At 57.6% G+C, this 14,257-nt stretch carries 11 protein-coding genes; 7 read left to right on the top strand and 4 right to left on the bottom strand.

Annotated features, from left to right (window positions below):
* Positions 1-38: 38 nt before the first annotated feature.
* Positions 39-3,782: a PAS domain S-box protein gene (locus tag CYB_RS14110; RefSeq protein ID WP_011433372.1), complete on the top strand. Its 3,744-nt coding sequence runs from the start codon at positions 39-41 to the stop codon at positions 3,780-3,782.
* Positions 3,783-3,849: 67 nt separating this feature from the next.
* On the top strand, positions 3,850-4,422 hold the full coding sequence (locus tag CYB_RS08435) for a Uma2 family endonuclease (protein WP_011433371.1): 573 nt from the start codon (positions 3,850-3,852) through the stop codon (positions 4,420-4,422).
* On the opposite strand, the gene CYB_RS08430 is transcribed toward CYB_RS08435, so the two are convergent.
* Positions 4,400-6,178: a diflavin flavoprotein gene (locus tag CYB_RS08430; RefSeq protein ID WP_011433370.1), complete on the bottom strand. Its 1,779-nt coding sequence runs from the start codon at positions 6,176-6,178 to the stop codon at positions 4,400-4,402. The genes CYB_RS08435 and CYB_RS08430 overlap by 23 nt on opposite strands.
* Before the next feature lie 354 nt (positions 6,179-6,532).
* Between CYB_RS08430 and CYB_RS08425 the strand changes: the two genes are divergently transcribed.
* Positions 6,533-6,763, top strand: coding sequence for a DUF2555 domain-containing protein (locus CYB_RS08425; RefSeq protein ID WP_011433368.1), 231 nt, complete (start codon positions 6,533-6,535; stop codon positions 6,761-6,763).
* Positions 6,764-6,798: 35 nt separating this feature from the next.
* Here the strand turns inward: CYB_RS08425 and CYB_RS08420 are convergent, their stop codons facing one another.
* The 3 genes from CYB_RS08420 to pdxA form a co-directional block, all read right to left on the bottom strand.
* Positions 6,799-7,605, bottom strand: a complete 807-nt coding sequence (locus CYB_RS08420; protein ID WP_011433367.1) for a hypothetical protein — start codon at positions 7,603-7,605, stop codon at positions 6,799-6,801.
* Between the two features lie 87 nt (positions 7,606-7,692).
* Positions 7,693-8,808, bottom strand: coding sequence for an aldo/keto reductase (locus tag CYB_RS08415; protein ID WP_011433366.1), 1,116 nt, complete (start codon positions 8,806-8,808; stop codon positions 7,693-7,695).
* Positions 8,809-8,898: 90 nt separating this feature from the next.
* A complete protein-coding gene (gene pdxA, locus CYB_RS08410) occupies positions 8,899-9,921 on the bottom strand; it encodes a 4-hydroxythreonine-4-phosphate dehydrogenase PdxA (protein ID WP_011433365.1) in 1,023 nt (340 codons plus the stop codon).
* A gap of 183 nt (positions 9,922-10,104) precedes the next feature.
* On the opposite strand from pdxA, the gene CYB_RS08405 reads away from it, so the two are divergent.
* The 4 genes from CYB_RS08405 to CYB_RS08390 all read left to right on the top strand — a co-directional run bounded on the left by CYB_RS08405 (position 10,105) and on the right by CYB_RS08390 (position 14,154).
* On the top strand, positions 10,105-11,085 hold the full coding sequence (locus CYB_RS08405) for an alpha-ketoacid dehydrogenase subunit beta (protein WP_011433364.1): 981 nt from the start codon (positions 10,105-10,107) through the stop codon (positions 11,083-11,085).
* Between the two features lie 105 nt (positions 11,086-11,190).
* Complete coding sequence (locus tag CYB_RS08400; protein ID WP_011433363.1) at positions 11,191-12,570, top strand: DUF3084 domain-containing protein; 1,380 nt, start codon at positions 11,191-11,193, stop codon at positions 12,568-12,570.
* On the top strand, positions 12,567-13,031 hold the full coding sequence (ruvX, locus tag CYB_RS08395; protein ID WP_011433362.1) for a Holliday junction resolvase RuvX: 465 nt from the start codon (positions 12,567-12,569) through the stop codon (positions 13,029-13,031). Before CYB_RS08400 ends, ruvX begins: the two co-directional genes overlap by 4 nt.
* Positions 13,003-14,154: an extracellular solute-binding protein gene (locus CYB_RS08390; protein ID WP_011433361.1), complete on the top strand. Its 1,152-nt coding sequence runs from the start codon at positions 13,003-13,005 to the stop codon at positions 14,152-14,154. The genes ruvX and CYB_RS08390 overlap by 29 nt, the downstream gene beginning before the upstream one ends.
* The last annotated feature ends 103 nt before the right edge of the window (positions 14,155-14,257 follow it).

Below are 14,257 nucleotides of genomic sequence, written 5' to 3'. Positions count from 1 at the left end.
CTTGACTCTTTCTAAACTTAACTTAATCGACAACCTTCATGAGCGCCTCCTGGGATCTGGTCAACCTGCTTACCTTACTCAACCGGAACACTCTGCCCGGATGGCTTTGGCTGCTCCTTTGGGGATCCTCACTGGCCGTGGTGATGTACTGGCAAAAGCGCTGGCTGCAGCGGGATCAGGTGGGTTTTCCCGATGTCATCATGCTGGCGCGTGCAGATACGACGGTGGTGGAATGTAACGAAGCTTGCCAGAAAATCTTGGGGGATTGGCGGGGCAGGCGCTGGATCGACGTGCTGCCGGCAGAAGAGCAAGAGCAGGCGCAGCAAAAGATAGCCCAGCTCACCCCTCAGCAGCCCACCTTTACCCGGATTAGCAGAGTGGCGGATGCAGCGGGGCAGGTGCGGTGGTTCGAGTGGATCAACCAAGGCATTTTTGACCGGCGGGGCCGCTTGCAGTTCATTCGCGGCGTGGGCCGAGACATTACCGAGAAGAAACAGTTGGAAGAAAACCTGCGGCTGCGGGAGGCCCAACTGCGCACCTTGTTGGATGCCCTGCCATTGGCGGTGTGGGCCAGGGATCCCCAGGGAGTGCTGATTTTGCAAAATGCCACTGACCGCGCCTGGTTTGGCGATCTGCTGGGTACTTCTCTGGAGGAGGTGGCTCGAGAATATCCCCACTGGCCGGAGTACACCTCTCAAGTTCTATCCGACGTAGAGCGGCAAGGGTTTTGCCAATTCGAAGGTAAGGAAATGATTCAAGGTCAGGAGCGCTATACTTATCGCCTGGCCGTAAAGCTTCAGGATCAGTCTAAAGGTTTGGGACTTCTCGGCATTGTCCTAGATATCACCGAACAAAAGCGCCTGCAACGAGAGCTAACAGATCAACAAGAACGCTTTCGCGCCTTTATCAACAACAGCCACGACATCTTGCACCGGGTTGATGCCCAGGGCCGGCTGTATTGCCTTAATCCCCCGGTGGCGGAGAAGATTCTAGGTCTTACCCCCCAGCCAGGAGAGCCTCAACCCCTGGAGCTGGTTCATCCCGAAGACCGCGAGGCCATCGCGTCTGCCTGCGAGCAACTCCTGTCCCAGCCCGGCCAGACTCTCTGCTTTGTCTATCGGATGCAACATGCCGACGGCCATTGGGTGTGGCTGGAGAGCCTCTGCACCAATCTCTTGGATGATCCTTTGGTTCAGGGGATGGTTGCCAGTACCCGCGATATCACCCAACAAAAGCAGGTGGAACTGGCTTTGCGAGAGAGCGAAGCCCGCTTCCGGGAAATTGCAGAGGCTGTACCGGTGACTTTCTTCCTACAGTCGGCAGACTTTAGCCGCGCTCTTTACAAAAGTCCTCGTTGTGAACAGATTTTCGGATATACACCAGAGGAGCTTTATCGCCAGCCGGATCTGTGGAAGGAAAGGATCCACCCAGAGGACCTGCCAAGAGTGATGGAAACCCTGTCTCTTGCCACCCAAGGCAAAATGTCAGTTACCTATCGGATTTTCCACCCAGATGGCAGGCTGCGCTGGTTGCGTACCTCTTGTTACCCTGTCTTGAACGAGCAGCAGGAAGTCGTTCACATCGCAGGCATTACCGAAGATATTACGGAGCAGAAAGAAGCAGAGCTGGCTCTACAAGAAAGTGAAGCTCGGCTTAGGGCTATTCTGGATGGGATCCCTTTTTCTATCTTTCTCAAAGATCTGGAAGGGCGCTATCTTCATGTAAACAAGACTTATCTAAAACAGAGAGGCTGCAAGGCAGAAGAGCTCTTTGGAAAGTTGGATAGTGAGCTGTTCGCATCAGAAGAGGCTCTAGAATTTCGAGATCAGGATCAAAAAGTCCTGCAATCTCCGCATCCTGTCAGCTACGAGCGAACCTTTTTCCGCGATGGCAAGAGATTGACCCAGTGGGTCACCAAGTTTGCCCTGCGGGATCAGCAAGGGGATCCCTATGCCGTTTGCGGTGTTGTTGTGGACATCACCCCCCTCAAAGAAGCTCAAGAAGTGCTTCGGCAAGAGGCAGAGCGGGAGCGACTGTTGGGGGCCTTATTGCGGCGGATCCGCCAAGCTTTGGACTTGCAAACCCTCTTGGAAACAACGGTTGCGGAAGTGCGAGAGTTTCTCCAGGTAGATCGGGTGATGATCTATCAGTTGCAGGAAGGTGTAGGGGGGTTTGTAGCTGCTGAGTCGGTGGCGGATCCCTGGCCCAGCCACTTGGGCCGCTACGTGTGGGATGAGTGTTTCCAAAGGGATCCGTGCTATCGCAAGTACCAAGAGGGCTTTGTCCAGGCAGTGGGGGATGTAGCAATAGCCGATTTGGATCCTTGCTATCGGGAGTTGCTGGAGTCTTTCCAAGCCCAAGCCAACTTGGTGATCCCGATTCGGCGGGGAGAGGATCTCTGGGGCCTTCTGGTGGCACAGCACTGCCAATCCAGCCGCCCTTGGCAGGGGTGGGAAATCCGGCTTTTACAAGAGCTGAGCGATCAATTAGCCATCGCGTTGCAACAGGCCCAGTTATATGAACAACTGCAAGCCCTCAATCAAACCTTGGAAGAAAAGGTTCGGCAACGCACCTCTGAGTTGCAGCGATCCCTGCAATTTGAGGCCCTGCTGAAACGCATCACTGACCGGGTGCGCGACTCTCTGGATGAAGCTGAAATTCTCAACACCGCTCTGCGCGAGCTGGGAGAAAACCTAAATGCAGATGGCTGCGATATTGGCCTTTACAACGCCGATCTCACCCTTTCCGCCATCAGCTACGAGTATTGTCCTCGCTTGGGGTCGGCCTTGCATACTTGTATTCCCTTTGCCCAATATCCAGATCTCTACGCCCAGTTGTTGCGAGGAGAGCCCTGCATATTTTGTTTACTTCCTGACCATTGTTTACTTCCTGACGCCCCCCGCCAAGGATCAGTCTTGGTCTGCCCTCTGCGGGATGGGGAGCAAGTCTTGGGGGATCTGTGGGTTTTTCGCAGCAGCGAGGAAAGTTTTGATGAGCAGGAAATGAATCTCGTAGCTCAAGTGGCCAATCAATGTGCTATCGGCCTAAGGCAGGCGCGCCTATTCCGAGCTGCCCAAGAGCAGGTGCAAGCCCTAGAGCGCCTCAACCGCTTGAAAGACGATTTCATCAGCACTGTCAGCCACGAGCTGCGCACTCCTCTAGCCAGCATGAAAATGGCCCTGAAAATGTTGCAGATGGCTCCCACTGGGGAGAAACGAGCTCAATACTTAGCCATTGCAGAGCGAGAATGCCAGCGGGAGATCGAGCTGATCAATGACCTGTTGGATTTGCAGCGGCTAAAGGCAGGAGCCTATGCTTTGAATCTGCAAACGCTGACCTGGGAAGCCTTGTTGGGGGATTTGCTGTTGGCTATTGGCGAACGCGCCCGTACTAAGGGGCAAACCTTTCAAGCCAACGTGCCTCTGGAGAGCAGCATCACCACAGATCCTCTCCTTTTGGGGCGTATCCTGCGGGAGCTGCTACACAACGCGGTGAAATACACCCCCGGCCAGGGATCCATCCGCCTAGAAGTCAGGGTTGAGGCCAACCGAACTCGCATCCAAGTCAGGAATAGCCAAGAGATCCCGGCTGAGGAACTCACCCGCATTTTCGATCGTTTTTACCGGATCCCCAGCCATGATCCTTGGAAAGAAGGGGGCACCGGTCTGGGCTTGGCTTTGGTGAAACAAATGGTGGATCAACTGAGGGGATCCATTGAGGTCAACAGCTCTGCCGGTTGGACGACTTTTACGCTACATCTACCCGAATTGCCGCAATTTTAATTCCACTTCTTCCCCTCGCTTTGGGATACATTACTGGCAGGGATCCGGGGGGGCTTTGCCTAAACCTATGACAACTCGCCTAGATTTGGCTCTCACTCTTGAAGACTTCCTCAAGTTGCCTCACATAGAAGAGTCTCCGGCATGGGAGTACGTGGATGGAGTTGCCATTCAAAAACCGCTGCCCAAAGTCCGCCATTCCATTTTGCAAAAACGCCTCGTGGCTGAGGTTGACGGCAGCACCACCAGCTATACTGCCCTACCCGAATTGCGATGCACTTTTGCCGGTCGTTCCATTGTTCCCGATATTGCCGTAATTGCGTGGGATCGAATTCGCCTAAGTGAAACAGGCGAGCCAGAGGATGACTTCACCGCAGCACCCGACTGGATTATCGAAATTCTTTCGCCGGGTCAAAGGGTAAGCCGTGTAATCGATAATATCCTGCATTGCCTAAAGCACGGCAGCAAATTAGGGTGGATGGTGGATTTAGACGATTACTCTGTTTTGATATTTGCCCCTCAACAAGAGCCAGAAATTTGCCGAGGAGATCGTCAGCTTAAGGTGATCGATGGGATCCAGTTAGCATTGACTCCACAACAAATCTTTGTTCTCCAATACACTACCCCCGCCGCATGGCCGTAACCCCCGTGGGATCCAGCACCTTGCCCCGTTCCACCTCGGCATAGACCAGGTAGCGATCCCCGCAGTCCATCCAAGTTTTCACACGGCACTCCAGGTAAGCTAAGGCATCCAACAAAATGGGGCAGCCATTCTCAGCAGTGGCCGTGGCCAAGCCGGCAAAGCGATCTTCTCCAGGGCGCTGGGGCCGCTGAAAGTGCCGCTGCAAGTTGCTACCTTTGCCTTCCCGCAAGATGTTGAGCACAAAGGGTGCCTGGGGATAGGTCAGCAATTCGGCTTCTTGTTCCTTGTTCACCGACAGGGTTAGCCCTGGTGGATTGAAGCTAGCCTGGGCCACCGACCAGGTGAGGAAGCCGCGGCGGGTCTCTCCTTGCAGGGCGGTAACTACGCACAGGGATCCCACCACCCGGCTCAGGGCTTGCCCAACCCGATCCGCCTGAGTTTCGCTGCTGGTTTGGCGAGGGGCGCGGGCTCGTTTGGCTTTGCGCAGGGCCTGAGCAAACTGGGATCCCGCCTCTTGACAGGCTTCTAGGATTTCAGGGGTGGGCTTAAACTTGGCGCGGATCGTCTCAAACCCCAAGGAAAAGCCGGCATTGAGCAACTTACTCTCGATGAGATCCACCGCTTCTCCGCTCCAGCCGTAGGAGCCGAAAACCCCGGCTAACCGGGTGGTGGGAACCGAAGAAAGGATGATGCCAAGGGCGGTTTGGATCTGCACAGGAGGATGGCCGGCCAAGGTCGGGGATCCGATAACAAACCCTTGGCAGCGCTCCAGAGCTTGGGCGATCTCCTCCGGGGTGGCCCATTCGCAGTTGATCCGCTCCACCTTAACGCCGGCCCGCTCCAACCCTTGGGCTATGGCCATGGCCATCAAACCTGTATTCCCGTAAGCAGAAGTGTACAGAAGAGCTACCCGCTGCTCGCCGGGATCCTCCTCGCACCAAGTGTGGTAGTCCAGCCGCAAGCGCCGCAGGCTGTGGCGCACCAAGGGGCCGTGGGCAGGGGCATAGATTTGGGCGGGAAATTCTTCCAACTTGGCCAGGGCTGCCTTCACCTGGGGCAATTGGTTGCGGTGCAAGCAGTCGAAGTAGTAGCGACGGTCTTCGCTGAGCTGCCGCCAATGCTCGTCAAACACCTGCTCATCGCACACATGGGCGCCGAACAACTTATCGGTGTAGAGGATCCCGGTAGCCGGATCGTAGGTACAGAGGGCATCGGGGTGGCGGGGTGTGGGCACGGTGCGAAAGTGCAACTCATGCCCTTCCCCCAGATCCAGGCGATCCCCATCCCGGATGACCCGCAAACGGAAGGACTGGTGGCCATTGTAGAAAATGCCCAGATCGGCGGCTTCCTCTTCGTCGCGACTGCGGGGCAAGGGATCCATCTCTTCAAAGGCAGCCCGTAGCGTAATGGATCCCGGTTTGGAGCAGAGCACCATCGCATAGGGAGCCAGAGGCAATAGGGCCTTGAGAGTGGCAATGCGGTTAAAGTTGACGTGGCTGAGCAAAATAAAGTCCAACCGCTGTAGGTACTGGTGTTGGGCCAGCTCTTCTAAAAAGATGCTGGTGAACGATTCCCCCGGAGGATCGATGAGAAGGGTTTGGCGGGCCTGGATGAGGTAGCTATTGGCAGTGGTGCCCCGTTGCCGAGCGTATTCCAGCTCAAACTTCAGGCGATCCCAGGTGCGGGAGCGGAGAACCAACGTGGACGGGCCGATAAGGGCAACTTGGACATCGCGGGCGGGGATCTTGCTCTCCATAGCAGCCTCCGATGCGGTATCTGTCCTCACCTTGCCACGAAACTGGGGGAATGGGGATCCCTTTTCAGAGTTTCGGGAGAACAGGGGTTGGCTTACCCAAAAGTTGGGTCTGAAGCCCCGTTCTACCCCTACGCGGAACTCAACCAGTAGGGCGGCTTTTGTGCTACAGCAAATACAGTGGCGAGAAGACTCAACTGCCCAAAAAACCACACGACTGTCTTAAAGCTGTTCACGCAGTGTTGCTAAGAAATACCAGTAATTAAGAATTTTCTCCCTTTGGGACAGGGAGTATTCAAGTTTTTGGCCAGCGAAAAGAAGAGGCTAAGATCGGCTTGTAGCGTGTTCAGGCTGCCTATGTCTGCCCGATCCAAGTCCAAAGTGGAGGCCCCTACCAAGGGGATGGATCCCCGCCAGTTTACTGAAGCTGATGTGGCGGCAATTGCAGAGCGGTTGGAGCGCAATGAGTATCCGACCGTCTTTGGCTGCTTGGAAGACTGGCATGCCCTTCGAGCCGTTGCCTTTTATGCTCCCCACTTAGTGGCTCCCTATGCACACCTGTTGGAGTGGGAAGTGGATGAAGATTAGGGCTGTCCTTGCAGTTCTTAAAGGGATCCCAGTGCTCAGGGCAACGAGGGGGGAGGATTTCCGTCAGAGCCTTGCCGGCGAATCAGGTAGCGCACTTCTTCAAGGAGAACGTTGAACCTCTGATCCGTTTCCGCCTGCCGTTGGTTGATGGCCTGGATGGCGCGTTCGTGCTCTCGTTGTAGAGCGGTGAGGGTAACCAGAGCTTGAGTCACTTCCTCTGCCCACTCGGCAAGGTGAGCTAAGTCAGAGCGGGTCTCGCTGACAACTTGCTGTAGCTCTCGCAGGCCTTGAGCTTGGGCAGCAGCTTGTTCGGCAAATTCGGCGCGGCTTTCTTGGATGGACTGACGCAGCTCCTCGATTTCCCGCAGACGGGCGGCGTTCTCCTCGGCAGACTGGGTGCGGCTTTCTTGGATGGACTGACGCAGCTCCTCGATTTCCCGCAGACGGGCGGCGTTCTCCTCGGCAGACTGGGCGCGGCTTTCTTGGATGGACTGACGCAGCTCCTCGATTTCCCGCAGACGGGCGGCGTTCTCCTCGGCAGACTGGGCGCGGCTTTCTTGGATGGACTGACGCAGCTCCTCGATTTCCCGCAGACGGGCGGCGTTCTCCTCGGCAGACTGGGCGCGGCTTTCTTGGATGGACTGACGCAGCTCCTCGATTTCCCGCAGACGGGCGGCGTTCTCCTCGGCAGACTGGGCGCGGCTTTCTTGGATGGACTGACGCAGCTCCTGGATGGATTGGCAGAGCTCCCGGATTTCTCGGCTGTTGGCAGCAGTCTGTTCAGCCGTCCAAGCCAGCAGTTGTTCCACCCGGTCTAAGCGGTCTTGGCTCTGACTATTCACTCCGATGCCTCGCCTTGTGAGTCTCTTGACAAACTGCAACCGATCATAAACGAAGTAGAGCTCTGCCAAACAGGATAGGGGGAATGGTCATTCCCAGAGCCGCCGGATTGGAGAGCGATGCAGCAACTGGTGGGCTTCGGCCAGCAACTCCGGGATAGGCAGATGTTCTGGGCAGCGGGGTAAGCAGTCACCGCATTCGGTACAGCGGTCGGCAAGTGACCCCGGAAACCAATGCCCAGCTTGGCCGAACATGTTGTAGCGGTACTGGGCAAACTCCGTCATCTCGTGGGCAATGGCCAAGTTGCGCAAACGCAGCACTTCGGGAATGTGGATCCCTTCTGGGCAGGGCAGGCAGGCGTAGCACTGGGTGCAGCGGCTGGATCCCAAGCGTTCCTGCTCGGCTTGGCGCAACCGCTCCTGAATCTGAGGGCCATCCACCCACCAACGGTCGGGATCCTGTAAAGCCGACAAGGCCACCTGTAGCTCCTCAGGATGAGTGATGCCCAGGCTGAGGGTGTGAACACGGGGATCCGCCAGCAAAAAACGATAGGCAAACTCCAAGGGGCTGAAAGGTGCACAGCACTCCTGCAGGTGTTGGGGCGGGCGATAGAGCATTCCCCCTTTATCGGCAGGAGAAATGATGAACACGCCCATATCTTGCTGGGCAGCCGCTTCTAGGGCCGGTGCATTGCGCTGTTGGAAAAAGTGATGGTGCAAATTAACAAAGTCAAAGCATCCTGTCTGGATGGCCTGCAAAATTAACTCCAGGGATCCATGGGTGGAAAACCCAATGTGGCGCACCCAGCCTTCCTGCTGGAGCTGCTGGAGAATCGGCAGCCCTTTCTGCAGCACCCACTCCAGGTGTTCCGGCAGGTTGATGCCATGAAAGGCAAATTGATCCAAGTAATCCACCCGCAGACGGCGCAGGGATCCCTGAAGCCGCTCTCGCAACCCATCTGTGGGAGTGAGTTTGCTGGTCAGAATCAACCGATGGCGTGAAAAGGGCAGGGTTTGCAAAATCTCGCCCAAGAGCACCTCGGCATGGCCATAAGCCTGAGCCGTTTCGATGTGGTTGATCCCTGCGGCTAGGGCTGCCTCAACGGTTGCCTGAGCTTGATCCCTGGGCACATTGACCAAGCGCATGCTGCCCAGAGAAAAAACCGAGACCAGCTGTTGGGTGCGCCCAAAGCGACGGTAAAGCATTCCGGTTGAGGTGATGCCAGCAACTCCCATCAAATCACCCCCCAGAGGCGGGAGACAGCTTCAGATGGCCGGGCACAGGCATGGTTTCCCTCAGGAGGGGTTTTTGCCCAGCAGTTCTGCCGCCAGCAGGATCGCCTGCTTGAGGCTCTCGCATCGGGCCACCCCTTGGCCGGCAATGTCGAAGGCGGTGCCATGATCGGGAGAGGTGCGAACAAAAGGCAACCCAGTTGTCAGGTTGACTGCCCGGTCAAAAGCCAGCATCTTCACCGGGATCAAACCTTGATCATGATAGAGAGCCAAGTAGGCATCTGCCACGGCTGGAGATCCCTGGCCATGCCAGGCTTGCGCGGGAGCCAGCCACATGGTGTCGGGGGGAAGCGGCCCCCAAATTTGGGCGTGGGCATAGGTGCGCAGCAGCTCGGTCAGCCATTCTTTTTCCTCCGATCCCAGTTGCCCCTGTTCGCCGGCATGGGGATTCAGGCCGGCTACTGCAATCACAGGATCCGGGATCCCAAAGGTGTGGCGCAGGGATCCCACCAGCAAATCCAGCGCTGTCCGCACCCGCTCTGGGGTCAGCACGGTGGGCACCTGGCCGAGGGGAATATGGGTGGTGGCCAGCAAAACCCGCATCTGCCAACCGCTGTGGGGGGAACGGGCAACAAACATCATCCCGTAGTGCTCAGACCGACTCAGCTGGGCCAAAACTTCTGTTTGACCAGGGAACCGATGGCCGGCTCGATGCCAGAGATACTTGGCGATGGGCGCTGTCACGATCCCCTGAAACTCCCCCTGCAACGTCCGTTCGACCGCCGTTCTCAGGTAAGCAAAACTAACCGCACCACTGTCGGCATCCCCTTGACCAATACAGCCAGGCTGTAACCGAAAGCCTGTGTCGCATTCCAGCATCGGGATCCCTGCCGGATGGGCCAATGGAGCCGGCGACCGATCTCTCAGCAGGCGATAGGTGGCTTCTAGAACCTGCCGATCCCCTACAACCGTGATGTGGGCGCAAGACTGCACCTCAGGATCCGCCAGCGCCTTGAGCACAATTTCCGGCCCAATTCCCGCGGGATCCCCCAAGGTCAGGGCCAGTTTGGGCCGTGGAATGCTCATGGTGTCTTTTCTTGAGAAGACGGACGATCCCCATGTTCCAGGGGAAAGAGAGTGCTGAGGAAAGCTGTGGGGAAGGTCGCCATCCCTTTGAGCAAGAATTCTGAGCTCAGCCTATCAAGTCAGCTGCAAGGGGATCCATGCCGGCAAAATGGTTTAATGAGGGTTTAGCGATATTGAACCTCTATGGCCGAGACATTCCTTTACAACGCCTTGCGTGCTGCCCTCGACGAAGAAATGGCCCGGGATCCCAACGTATTTGTTTTGGGAGAAGATGTCGGCCATTACGGCGGCTCCTACAAAGTCACCAAAGACCTGTATCGCAAGTACGGGGAGATGCGCCTGCTGGATACCCCCATTTGCGAGAACAGCTTCACCGGCCTGGCCATCGGGGCAGCCATGACCGGCTTGCGCCCGGTGGTGGAAGGGATGAACATGGGCTTTCTGCTGCTGGCCTTCAACCAAATTGCCAACAATGCCGGTATGCTGCGCTACACTTCCGGGGGCAATTTCAAGATCCCGATGGTCATCCGCGGGCCGGGCGGGGTGGGTCGTCAGTTGGGAGCAGAACACTCGCAGCGGCTAGAGGCCTACTTCCAAGCGGTGCCCGGGCTTAAGATCGTGGCCTGTTCAACTCCCTATAATGCCAAGGGCTTGCTCAAGTCCGCCATCCGCGACGACAACCCCGTTCTCTTTTTCGAGCATGTGCTCCTGTACAACTTGAAAGAAGATCTGCCAGAAGAGGAATACCTTTTGCCTCTGGACAAAGCCGAAATCGTCCGATCCGGCTCCGATGTTACCCTGCTCACCTACTCCCGCATGCGCTACCACGTGCTCAAGGCCGTGGACACTTTGGTGCAGCAGGAGATCGACCCTGAGGTGATCGATTTAATCTCGCTGAAACCTTTAGATATGGGAACCATTGCCGCTTCGGTGCGCAAAACCCATCGGGTGATCATTGTTGAGGAAGACATGAAATCGGGTGGCATTGGGGCGGAACTGACAGCTCGCATCATGGAAGAACTGTTCGATGAGCTGGATGCGCCGGTGATACGTTTGGCTTCGCAGGACATTCCCACCCCCTACAACGGCACGCTGGAGGCGGCCACCATCGTGCAACCTGCAGATATTGTGGCGGCGGTGGAGCGGCTCCTCTACGCGGATTAGAACCCCCAAAAATCCCTACAAAACAGCGCCGAAATCTATCTCCCAGCAACTTGCAAAATCCTCAGGGCAACCTTGCTAAGATTTCCATGGCAGGGATCCGCGAATATGCAAGGCGTACTGCTGATCCTCTACATGTTGGTTGTCAGTGGCCTGATTGCCGTTGTTGGGGATCGGGTGGGCTACCGCATTGGCAAAAAGCGCCTTACCTGGTTTAACCTGCGCCCCCGCCATACCGCCATTCTGGTGGCCGTGGTGACCGGCGTGAGCATCTCCGCCCTGACTTTGGGCACACTGCTGCTCCTCAACCGCTCTCTGTCGGAGGCCCTGTTCAGCTACACCAACCAAATTGCCCAGGCGGAGCAAGAGCTGCGGGCCCTCAACCGCCAAAAAGCCCTCTTGGAAGCGGAAAATGCCGCTCTCAGGGTTGAGCGAGACCACCTCAAGATGGATCTCGACCAATTTCGCAGCCAGCAGTCGGCAGCCCAAACCCGCCTGAGCGAAGTGCGCGATCAGCTGGCAGTGGCGCTGCAGGAGCGGCAGGAGGCGGAGGCCAAGCTGGCGGCAGCCAACGAGCAACTGGCCAAGGTGCAGCCCAGTTTGGATCGAGCCCATGCCGAGTTGGAGGCAGTGAAGGCAGAGGTGGAGTCGGCCCGCCAGGTGATCGCCACCCTGGAGTCGCAAAAACAAGCCCTGCAACTGGATCGGGATCAGCTGGAGCGCTCCCTGGATGTGGTGCAGGCGGCCTTAACCCAACTGGAGAACCAGAAAAACCAGCTTGAGCAGGAGATCGAGCAGCTCAACCAATTGGCGGTGCGGCTGCGGCGGGGGGAACTGGCCATCTTGGCGGGGGAAGTTTTGGCAACAGGAGTTGTGGAGGCTCCAAGAGGGGCAAAACCAGAGGCGATCCGGCGGCAGTTTGAGCACCTTTTGGCCCAGGCGGAACAGCGGGCCCTTGCCCTTGGATCCCAGCCCATGCCCCCTCTGGAAAACGCGATCTTGATCCGCCGCGAGGATGCCGATCAAGCCTTGGAGAAGTTGCAAGAGCCCGGTAGCTGGGCGGTGCGCATTCTCTCTGTTACCAACCGGCTCAAGGGGGAGCCTGTGCCTGTGCTCGTGCAGATTTACCCCAACCAGCGGATTTTCGCCAAGGGATCCGTGCTGGCCCACGGGGTGATTCAACCGGGTTTGAGCGAAAATCAGATCCAACAGCAACTGCTGGGGCTGCTGAACCAGGCCAATCAGCGCTCGCAAGAGGAGGGGCTTCTCTCCGATCCCATCACCGGCACTGTGGGGGAGTTCTCCCAGGTCAAGTTTCTGGAGGTTGTGCAGCATCTCCGCCAGAGCACCACCCCTCTGGATGTGAAGCTAGTTGCCGACACCGACATCTACACGGCAGGACCGTTGCGGGTGAGTTTTCTGATGGCGGAAGCTTCTGGTCAACCCGGCTCTTCTGGGGCTCAGCAGGCGGGGCGTCCTGAGGGATGACGGATTCACTCCATTCGGCAAGGCTGAAGAGCGAACGAGTGCTGATCGGTTTCGACCCAGGGCGCGACAAATGCGGCATTGCTGTGGTGCAGGTGTTTACGCAAACGGAGCTGAAGGTTTTACACCGGGAGGTGGTCCCTTCCGCGGCAGCGCTGTCTAGACTACAAACGCTCCGGCAACAGTTTCAGGCGGAGCAAGTGATCCTGGGCAATCAGACGACGGCCCAAGCCTGGAAGTCTCAACTGGAATCCATTCTCCCCCCGCAGCAGATTGTCCTGGTGGATGAGCGGCACAGCTCCCAAGAGGCCCGTCAGCGCTACTGGGATTTTCACCCACCGCAGGGATGGGAGCGGCTGTTGCCCAAGGGGATGCGGGTGCCCGCCAAGGCTTACGATGATCTGGTGGCTCTCATTCTGGTGGAGCGGTACTGTCGTGGGCGAGATACGGCTGAGCCGACGTGAGCTTCTACAGGGGATCCTGCTGGGGCTAATGGCGGCAGGATGTGGGGGGCCGGATGCACACCTGCCTCTTGTCGTGGCGCTCAAGCAAGGGATCCCCGCCAGTTTGCTCAACGAGTTTCGCCGCCGCACCCAGGCCCGCTTTCGGCTGCAACTGTTGGATGAGCGGGATCAGTTGTTGGCCTATCTGCAGCAAAGCGTCCAGCCGGCTGATGCAGCCTGGTGGGATCCGGGGGGATGGTTCCGGCGGCGGCTGCCGGTGGCGGCTTTGAGTTTGTTGGGGGCCGACGCTTTGGATCGGGCCATAGCTGCCGGTTGGCTGGCTCCTCTGCCGGCAAGCCTGTTGGGAGAACGATGGCAGAATCTGGATCCCCGTTGGCAAGCTGCGGCACTCCGGGAGGGGCAGATTTGGGGTGTGCCCTGGCGCTGGGGGGTAACGGCCATTGCCTACCGCCGGGATCGGGTGAGGGAGCCCATCCGGGACTGGGCGGATCTGTGGCGGCCTGAGCTGGCCGGCAAACTGACTCTGCCGGATCATCCGCGGGAGGTGATTGGGCTAACCCTAAAGAAAATGGGCCGCTCCTACAACGATCCCCTCAACCCTGAGGATGTGGAATTACGGCAAGAGCTGGGATCCCTGCACCGCCAGGTTTTAACTTACACCTCTTCCGACTACCTGCCCATCTTGCGCTTGGCCGATAGCTGGGTGGCCGTGGGCTGGTCGCAGGATCTCTACGCCACCCAAGCCAACTACCCTGAGCTGGCAGTGGTGATCCCGGCCTCCGGATCCGCCATCTGGTGGGATGTCTGGGTGCGACCCCACGTCGAAGACCATGCCCACGAAGACAATGCCCACACAGAATCAACCCAGACAGATTCCGGATCCCTGTTGGCTGACTGGCTTGATTTTGTCTTGAATCCTGAATTTGCCCCCCGCTTGGTCAATCTGAGCGGGATCCCTTCGGTTTTGCCGCTGGATTTGGCTCAACTTGCCCCACGCCTGCAACGCAGAGCCGACTTGCAAATCTCCACTTGGCAACGCTCGGAGATCTGGCGCCCCCTGAGCTCAGCCGAAGCCGAGTCCTATCTCAACCTCTGGGATCAAATGCGGCGGGGCCTTTTGTAGAAACACAGCGAGCGCGAGCCCTCCACTCTGCAACACTTCGTCAAGGTCCGCAATGCTTCTGAGGAGCTGTGGTAGGATGCCTGCTGTCTGATGAGCCAGTCGC

The sequence above is a fragment of the Synechococcus sp. JA-2-3B'a(2-13) genome (assembly GCF_000013225.1).
Taxonomy (GTDB): Bacteria; Cyanobacteriota; Cyanobacteriia; order Thermostichales; family Thermostichaceae; genus Thermostichus.
Note: the sequence above shows the minus strand (reverse complement) of the source record. Positions and strands in the feature narration are given on the sequence as shown.

Bases quoted from the DNA above. Each gene is read 5' to 3' on its own strand.
- CYB_RS14110 (WP_011433372.1), top strand. From the start codon at position 39: ATGAGCGCCTCCTGGGATCTGGTCAACCTGCTTACCTTACTCAACCGG.
- CYB_RS08435 (WP_011433371.1), top strand. From the start codon at position 3,850: ATGACAACTCGCCTAGATTTGGCTCTCACTCTTGAAGACTTCCTCAAG.
- CYB_RS08430 (WP_011433370.1), bottom strand. From the start codon at position 6,178: ATGGAGAGCAAGATCCCCGCCCGCGATGTCCAAGTTGCCCTTATCGGC.
- CYB_RS08425 (WP_011433368.1), top strand. From the start codon at position 6,533: ATGTCTGCCCGATCCAAGTCCAAAGTGGAGGCCCCTACCAAGGGGATG.
- CYB_RS08415 (WP_011433366.1), bottom strand. From the start codon at position 8,808: ATGCTTTACCGTCGCTTTGGGCGCACCCAACAGCTGGTCTCGGTTTTT.
- pdxA (WP_011433365.1), bottom strand. From the start codon at position 9,921: ATGAGCATTCCACGGCCCAAACTGGCCCTGACCTTGGGGGATCCCGCG.
- CYB_RS08405 (WP_011433364.1), top strand. From the start codon at position 10,105: ATGGCCGAGACATTCCTTTACAACGCCTTGCGTGCTGCCCTCGACGAA.
- CYB_RS08400 (WP_011433363.1), top strand. From the start codon at position 11,191: ATGCAAGGCGTACTGCTGATCCTCTACATGTTGGTTGTCAGTGGCCTG.
- ruvX (WP_011433362.1), top strand. From the start codon at position 12,567: ATGACGGATTCACTCCATTCGGCAAGGCTGAAGAGCGAACGAGTGCTG.